Below are 7,943 nucleotides of genomic sequence, written 5' to 3'. Positions count from 1 at the left end.
ATTCGACCCGGCGAACGACCACGCGGTCATGAAGCGGGCGGAACTTCGACTTTGCCATTTTTTCTTCCTCGATGAGAGTGGTGAAAACACCATCCGGCGGCGCCGGACACGTACAAAGCCCGGCTGTGCGGACCTGCAGTTAGCACTCAGCAAAGGCGAGTGCTAACGTGGCGGTGAGATAAACCGTGGCGCGGCGCTAGTCAAGACAACAGGGTGGGCGATCGCGATATTCCGGGCGATGCAACCCTGAAAGAGTTCAGCGAATCGACGGTGTTCGGAGCTCGACCCACAGGATGAATCCACCCTGCGGATGGTTAACTTTTGTGCCTTCCGCGACCGCCGGCGCGGTTCGTCGCGCCGTAGAGAGCAAGTCGGGCGCTGAGCATCTACTCGCCCCGAGACGTGCCGAGCTTTTGCCTGGGAGGGGGCATGCGGGATTTATGACGAGGGCTTGCCGGTTCATCGGAATGTATTTCTATCCACAAGGCGGATGCGTCTTATCGAAACAAACGATTTTATCAATCTTTCGGAATCTCGCATTGGAAGCACCTCACACGCCCCGATCGCCCGAACCCTTGTCGTGTGACGTCGCGACGTGACCGGCAAAGGCCTGGCGCCGCGCCCACGTCAAAAGGCATCATTATGGAAAAAAACAGAATGGCTGATCAACTCGCAACGGAAATCATTGCCACGATCAAGAACCGCCTCGAATCGGAAAGCGGCGAGAGCGTGTCCAATATCGGCGAAATAACGACTGCCACCGAACTAGCCTCGCTCGGAGTCGATTCCCTGGGTTTGGCGGATCTCCTCTGGGATGTGGAGCAGGCCTATGACATCAAGATCGACATGAACTCGGCCGACGCCTGGTCGAACCTCAACAATGTCGGCGACATGGTGGAAGCCGTTCGCGGTTTGCTCGCGAAGGAGGTCTGATTGGATAGGCGAGTCGTCATTACTGGGATGGGCGGGCTTTGCGGCCTGGGCAACAACGCCGCCTCTATCTGGAAAGAGATGCGCGAAGGCCGCTCCGCCATCCGCCCGATGGTAACTTCCGAGCTTCATGAGATGAAGGGCACTGTCGGCACCGAGATAAAGGAGCTGCCGAAGCACGACATCGGCCGCACCCAGCTCGTCTCCATGGACCGCCTCAGCCTGCTCGCTGTGCTTGCAGCGCGCGAAGCGATGCAACACGCCGGACTTTCCTGCGACGAGGGAAATCCGTATCGCTTCGGCGCGACAGTAGGCGTCTGCGGTTGGGGCTGGGGAACGGTCGAAGAAACCTACCGCGCCCTCTATTTGGACGGCGCGAAGCGTACTGGCCTCTACGCTGCACCAAAGGGATTGCCGAGCGCCGCTGCCAGCCAGGTCAGCATGAGCCTCGGCCTGCGCGGCCCGGTCTTTGCCATCGCGTCTGCATGCGCATCAGCCAACCATGCGATCGCTTCGGCGGCGGATCAGATCAGGCTCGGCCGAGCCGACGTGATGCTTGCTGGAGGCGCCGAAGCGCCACTCGTATGCGTTCAGCTGAAGGCATGGGAGGCAATGCGCGCCCTCGCTCCGGATACTTGCCGGCCCTTCTCCGCCGACAGGAAGGGAGTGGTGATAGGTGAGGGTGCGGGCATGGCCGTGCTGGAAAGCTATGAGCATGCCGCGGCGCGCGGTGCCACAATGCTTGCCGAGATTGCAGGCATCGGCCTTTCCGGCGATGCCTTCCACATCGTCGCGCCGTCCATCGAGGGGCCGGAGGCCGCGATGCGCGCTTGCCTTGCCGACGCCGGGCTGAATGCCGAGGACGTCGATTACCTCAACGCCCACGGCACCGGCACCAAGGCCAACGACCGAACCGAGACGGCGGCGATCAAGCGCGTCTTTGGAGACTATGCCCATTCGATGTCTGTCTCGTCCACCAAGTCCATGCACGCGCATTGCCTCGGCGCAGCGAGCGCACTTGAAATGATCGCCTGCGTGATGGCGATCCAGGAGGGCATCGTGCCGCCGACCGCCAATTATCGCGAGCCAGACCCCGATTGCGATCTCGACGTCACGCCCAATATGGCGCGCGAACGCAAGGTGCGCGTGGCACTGAGCAACGCCTTCGCCATGGGCGGCATGAACGCAGTTCTGGCGTTCAAGCAGGTGTAAAAGCCATGCGAGATGCAAGTAACTCTATCTCTCACATCCAATCCTTGCCGGATCACGGTTGTGAAGGACGTCCCTTGGACCGCCTCGTGAATGCGCCAAGTGGCGGCGGAAGGTCGACGAACCGGACCTCGTTTTTGCAAAATTCTCAACTGTTGAAGCGGCGGACCTACCGCTACCCGGAAGGTTAAGCGAGGTCCTTCAGTTCGGCTCGAGGTTTGTCCAAAGCTTTTACCCGACACTGTCTGGAGGCACGCAGGGCCGCCAATGGCCGCTTCCATGCGAAGCCAGTCCTTAGAAAGGGAAATCGATAACAATGTTCGATCTGACCGGCCGCAAGGCGCTCGTCACCGGAGCAAGCGGTGGAATCGGCGAGGCCGTAGCACGGGCGCTGCACGCGCACGGCGCGACCGTCGGCCTGCACGGCACGCGTGTCGAAAAGCTCGATGCGTTGGCTGCCGAGCTTGGCGGGCGCACAAAACTGTTTCCGGCGAACCTCTCGAACCGCGACGAGGTCAAGGCGCTGGGCGCAAAGGCGGAAGCCGATCTCGAAGGCGTCGACATACTGGTCAACAATGCCGGCATCACCAAGGACGGGCTTTTTATCCGCATGTCGGACGACGACTGGGACGCGGTCCTCGAGGTCAACCTGACCGCCATGTTCCGGCTCACACGCGAACTGACCCATTCGATGATGCGCCGCCGCAACGGCCGCATCATCAACATCACCTCCGTGTCCGGCGTGACCGGCAATCCCGGCCAGGCGAACTATTGCGCCTCAAAGGCTGGCATGATCGGCGTGTCCAAATCGCTGGCGCATGAGATCGCAACACGCGGCGTGACAGTGAACTGCGTGGCGCCGGGCTTTATCGAATCCGCTATGACCGACAAGCTGAACGACAAGCAGAAAGAAGCGATCATGGCCACCATTCCGACCAGGCGCATGGGCACCGGCGTGGAAGTCGCCTCGGCTGTGGTCTACCTGGCTTCGAACGAGGCCGCCTACATTACCGGCCAGACCGTTCATGTGAACGGTGGTATGGCAATGATTTAGCGTGAAAAGTTCAGTAGGCCCCGAAGGTTCCCACCCAGATAGTGGTCTGGGCCGAGCGGGTCGGTTAACTGGCCGGGTCGAAGCCTCGTGATCAGGCCGCCTTGGGCGGAGATTTAGGACAAACTCTTTGAAACGCATTCCTTTCTCATCCATCGCGTGGAATGCATTCATCGAAACAAACGATTTTGCCAATCCCGCAGAATGTTGCATAGCAAGACCTCAAATATGTAAGCCAAAGGTAACTGTCGATGTTTGTATTGGTTACGAGCAGTATTTTTCCGGTGTACGCCTTCCGGTGTACTCGGAACGCAGCGGAGACGCGTGTTCGTTGTGGCTAGTTCTTCGGTGACCTGCGCAAGCTACATCGAGCCAGCTCGATGCGACAAGCGTCCCTCTGCCAGGCGCTTCCCAACAAAACAGCAACAAAGATGAGGTCTTTCCATGTGCTCTGACGTGCGGTGGAGGTTGTGCTGGGAAAGTGACTTGCAACAGGCCGACCATGTCGAACTCTCCGAGTTTTTCCGAAAGACCTACGGACGGACTGGGGCCTTCAACTCAGAGCCATTCGAAGGCGGCCGTAGCTGGGCCGGTGCGAGGCCGGAGCTCCGCGCAATCAGCTACGACGCGCACGGCGTAGCGGCTCATATCGGCATACTACGCCGGTTCATCAAGGTTGACGAGGTCGAGCTCCTGGTGGCTGACCTGGGGTTGTACGGGGTGCGTGCGGATCTTGAGGGACAAGGGATCGGTCATTCAATGCGCGTTTTATATCCAATATTGCGGCAGCTTGGAGTTCCATTCGCTTTCGGCACCGTTCGGCACGCGATGCGGAACCATATGGAGAGGTTCTGCAGAGACGGCCTGGCGGCGATTGTGTCGGGCGTTCGCGTGCGGTCCACTCTCGCAGATGTGTATCTCGACCTGCCGCCCACGCGAGACGAGGACGTGCTGGTCGTAGTTGTGCCGATTGGACACTCGATGAGCGAGTGGCCAACCGGCACCCTGATCGTTAGGAACGGTCCGGAGCTATAAAACATCTCGGAGTGCCGCGTGATGGCGCTGAGGCACCTGAGCAGCGGGCTTTTGCAGAGCTACTCGGACTTAATACGCGTTCCTATGCTCGTTTGCTGTGGATGATGAAGCCGAATTTGAAATACAAAAATCTGCGCATCTAAATCGATCCGAGCGCGAGTTCCGCGCACGGACGTTCCGGACATGAATCGCTGGAAATCGACCAAGCACCGGCTTCGCAAAATCCGTGCCTGACGTGACGTAAGATCCCGTGTTTTTCCGACACACGGGAACGACTTCCAGTCTCACTCTGTGCAACGAAATGAGGGGGCAGCAATGGTGGCTGGCGAACCTAATGACGTGCGCGTCAAGCGTTGCGGTGAGGGATGGTTCGTTCATATTATCGAGGACGGCAAACTGACCGCTCTCCGGTTCAAGACACAGTCTCCCGCCGAGAATTTCGCCGATGGCCAACGAGCTAGGCTCGGCCTTGCTGCCAAGCCACCGATCGACGAACGCTGACACTGTGACCGGATCGAGCGTTCGAGCGCTGGTGAGCGCTGGCGCTGGCGGGAAACACTTTGCCGAAGGCCAATTCAATGCTGCTTGGGCGGCCGTCTGTGTCAAGATCGACGGAGTAACTCAGGCGGTCGCGTAGGTGATTATCCCGATCGAAGGCGACGATCCGCGGCTTCCTTGCAGATAATAATCGGGCCGTCGGGCTGACAGGTGCGAGCCGCAGCTTCGGCTATGGATGCAGCATCGTGAACCGCCATCGCCGAGGGTGACATAGGGTGAAATCCGGGCGCCGGAATTCTTGTTCCATATCTCCACGAATTCGTTCGGCAGGATTCCGGCTGCGGTCATGGCAACGAAGAGTGCGATCAGGTCCGCGTTGACATAATTGGACTTGCCTAGGGCTCTGCCGTTCCTTGGCCCTTTGCAGGGCAGGGCGAGGATGCCGAGCGCATTTGGCGCAATGCTCTTGCGGTCAGCGAGGCTGGCGCCTTCAAGCAGCTGAGCTGCCGCGCGCAGGACTGGCAGCTTGTAGCCGATGCAGTACCAACTGGCCAGCACGGCTCTCTACAAACGCGGCTTATTGGCTGCTCGTGCTTAACAAGAAAATGGTCGGGCCTCAGAGCGTGGGGCATGAACGTCGCCAAACCGCGAGGCATGGCTCCAGCCCGAGTTGCTGTTGCCCGCGAGCTCGCCGTCATTCAGCGTCGCATGAGAGGCCGTCTCGTCGATGCACACGAGCTTCGCTGGACCCGCGAAGCGAGACGCTCAAGGCGCTGCGGCTGAGCCGCACCGACTGCTTCCATTGAGGGAGGTTGAATTAGCGCAAAAGCAGCCCTCATCGAGAGCACGTGAAAACATCCATCCCCTAAATGTATTCACAACGGCAAACGATTACCGCCACGATTCGACGAGCGGTATACAAGGCGCTTCGTCGTGGGGGCATCGGGAGATTGCGATGAGAAAGTTTATCCTGCAGCTGAAACAGCTTCTTAGGGGTCAACCAGTTCCCGAAGCAATCGACGACGAGCGGCACGATGTGAGCTTGGGTCGTCATGGCAGCGACAGAATCGACGCTTGTCGGGGCGACTATCAATCTTTGGCCCGCGAGGGCGATCACCAATCCTATGGCGGTAAGGCATGGGACGAACTCTCCGGTGACGGAAACCGTCACAAACCGCATGTTTTTGGGGAGGACAATGACAAGCTCTGCGGATTCGGCGAACACGTCCTCGATGGAGGCAGCAAGGATTATCTGAGCGCGGGCGTTGACTCACGTTTCCAGCATCCGACGAGCGGCTTCGATCCGAGGTTAGGGTGGAAGCCGCACATTATCGCTCTCGTCGATATCGAACGTGATGCCTTCATCTTTCATACGGTGGGATACTACAGGGAGGATTTTGGCACGAACTCCTTCGACAACGCCAGCGCACTGTCCGGCTACCCGGCGAAGTGGTTTTGCACAGGCAAGTCCTCATTAAACTAGTTTGTCGCTATGTCGCGCCCCGACCTTATCGAAAGTCCGACAGCCCGGTTCAGACACACTTGATCTCGACACCCTATTTCCTCAGCGCGTAGCCAATCTGGCGCGGCGTCAGTCTCAGCAGGCGCGCTTCCTTTGCCTTTACCCAGCCGGATCTTTCCATCGCCGCGATGAGACGCTCGCGATCGGTCATGTTCCTGTCGCTTACGAGGCCTATCCGAGCAGGCGCCGGCAGTGCCTGCTCGCCGTCAACAGGCGGGGCCGCACGGCGGCCGAAGCAAAAGCACCAGACGATTGCATGGGTTCAGCGGCGATCGTGCGATCGGCTCCGATTTCGGCGCAGTCTCCTTCGATGCGTGCTTCCATAGCATGGCGGAAAGGCATCGGCCGTGTGAGCAATCATAGTCGCTTCTGACGATTGACGCTCCCGGCTGCCAGGATCCCCGTCCGATGCACGCAATTTTCAAACTCGGGGACGTTTCCGGGAAAAGCACAGTTAATCAGCACTTCAGTCGCACTCCCATCGAACACCATCGTAGGGCCGTTTTTCGCTGTTGAAATTCTTGAAATCGAAGCGGCAAGGAGCGGAATATCACTGCGCCGTTCACGCAATGGCGGCACCAGCAAGGGAACAACGCTGATGCAATAATAAAAGTCGGCGCGTAGCTCGTTCCTTGCAACAGCGTCTTCCAGGTTCCTGTTCGTGGCGGCAATCAGGCGGACGTCGACCTTAATCGTCTTGGGAAATTGGCGAACTCATCGCTTGAAGCGCGATCGGCGCCGGATTTGCTATCGAATTCGGCGCCGCACTCGACCCGCCAATCTCGTTGCGTTCTTGTTTGCAACAGATCCTTCAAAGAAATTCATGGAACCTTCGCGACCGCAAATCGCTGTCAATGGTACGCTCACCGCGACTTTCACGTTCAGTGGGCGGCATATCCGTCGCCGAACAGCATTTGCGAAGAGCGCCAAATGGCAAGCCAGCAGGACGAGGTTACCACTCATGCGCAGATTGATTACAGCCAAGTCGCCCGCGATACGATTCTCGACATTGGCCCGGTCGAAGTTGCGCCGTAGTCTGGCTCTCACCGAGCCGTCGCCGGACATAAGCTAGGGCGTCAATGAAGGACGAGGGCAGGATCTCGAGCAGCGCGCGGGGCATCAGTGCCTCATATTTTCGATCTCCGACTGAAGGGCATCATCAAGATGGTTGATCCCTACCGCAAGACGGCGGCAGGACACTTCGGCGTAATGAGCCTGAGTTCACCTAGGAGAAGACGGACAGAGCTGACGACTTGCTCCGTGAAGCAGGACCGGCAGCTGCATTAGGGCTCGCTGACAGGGAATCCCATAACAGGTTTCAACTCGCTAAGGCCGCGCCCGGCCGCGGCAACGCGCTTCGACATCATGCTGACGGCTGTGTGATCGACACGGGCGTTTACCGGAAAGGCGACAAAACGTGCGTTACGACATCCTTATTATCGGAGGAGCCATCGTCGGCTCTGCGATCGCCTACTATCTGCGCGAAGAGGGATTCTCGGGTCCGATCGTGCTGGTCGAGCGCGACCCGCAATTCGCGCATGCGGCAACGACGCTGTCGATGGCCTCGATCCGTCAGCAATTCTCTATCCCGGAAAACATCCGCCTGTCGCAGTTCACGCTGAAGCTGTTCCGGCGGCTGAAGGAAGAGTTCGGCGCCGACGCCGATATCGGCTTTCGCGAAGGCGGCTACCTCATCCT

The 7,943-nt window shown here is 58.9% G+C and carries 7 protein-coding genes and 2 pseudogenes; 7 read left to right on the top strand and 2 right to left on the bottom strand.

The annotated features are described in order from the left end of the window. Positions 1-657: 657 nt before the first annotated feature. From AC0L24_RS33600 to AC0L24_RS33580, 5 genes are all read left to right on the top strand, one after another. Entirely contained in the window at positions 658-933 is a 276-nt protein-coding gene (locus tag AC0L24_RS33600; protein WP_473565046.1) for an acyl carrier protein, read from the top strand. After that, positions 934-2,142, top strand: coding sequence for a beta-ketoacyl-[acyl-carrier-protein] synthase family protein (locus tag AC0L24_RS33595; protein WP_473565045.1), 1,209 nt, complete (start codon positions 934-936; stop codon positions 2,140-2,142). It abuts the gene before it with no gap. A gap of 313 nt (positions 2,143-2,455) precedes the next feature. Next, positions 2,456-3,193, top strand: coding sequence for a 3-oxoacyl-[acyl-carrier-protein] reductase (fabG, locus tag AC0L24_RS33590; RefSeq protein WP_473565044.1), 738 nt, complete (start codon positions 2,456-2,458; stop codon positions 3,191-3,193). A gap of 441 nt (positions 3,194-3,634) precedes the next feature. After that, positions 3,635-4,225: a NodA family N-acyltransferase gene (locus AC0L24_RS33585; protein ID WP_473565043.1), complete on the top strand. Its 591-nt coding sequence runs from the start codon at positions 3,635-3,637 to the stop codon at positions 4,223-4,225. Positions 4,226-4,540: 315 nt separating this feature from the next. Beyond that, on the top strand, positions 4,541-4,726 hold the full coding sequence (locus AC0L24_RS33580) for a hypothetical protein (RefSeq protein ID WP_473565042.1): 186 nt from the start codon (positions 4,541-4,543) through the stop codon (positions 4,724-4,726). On the opposite strand, the pseudogene AC0L24_RS33575 reads toward AC0L24_RS33580, so the two are convergent. Next, positions 4,683-5,065: pseudogene (locus AC0L24_RS33575) on the bottom strand (aspartate 1-decarboxylase); the annotation flags it as partial. The gene AC0L24_RS33580 and the pseudogene AC0L24_RS33575 sit on opposite strands and share 44 nt — an antisense overlap. A 613-nt stretch (positions 5,066-5,678) precedes the next feature. Here AC0L24_RS33575 and AC0L24_RS33570 point away from each other — a divergent pair. Next, a complete protein-coding gene (locus tag AC0L24_RS33570; protein WP_473565041.1) occupies positions 5,679-6,206 on the top strand; it encodes a hypothetical protein in 528 nt (175 codons plus the stop codon). Positions 6,207-6,279: 73 nt separating this feature from the next. Here AC0L24_RS33570 and AC0L24_RS33565 read toward each other — a convergent pair. Beyond that, positions 6,280-6,944: pseudogene (locus tag AC0L24_RS33565) on the bottom strand (AAA-type ATPase lid domain-containing protein); the annotation flags it as partial. 718 nt (positions 6,945-7,662) lie between these two features. Between AC0L24_RS33565 and AC0L24_RS33560 the strand changes: the two are divergent. Continuing rightward, on the top strand, positions 7,663-7,943 hold a 281-nt coding region (locus AC0L24_RS33560; protein WP_473565040.1), incomplete at its 3' end, for an FAD-dependent oxidoreductase.

The organism is Mesorhizobium sp. WSM4809 (genome assembly GCF_055811655.1).
This window is presented reverse-complemented; position numbering and strand designations above follow the sequence as displayed.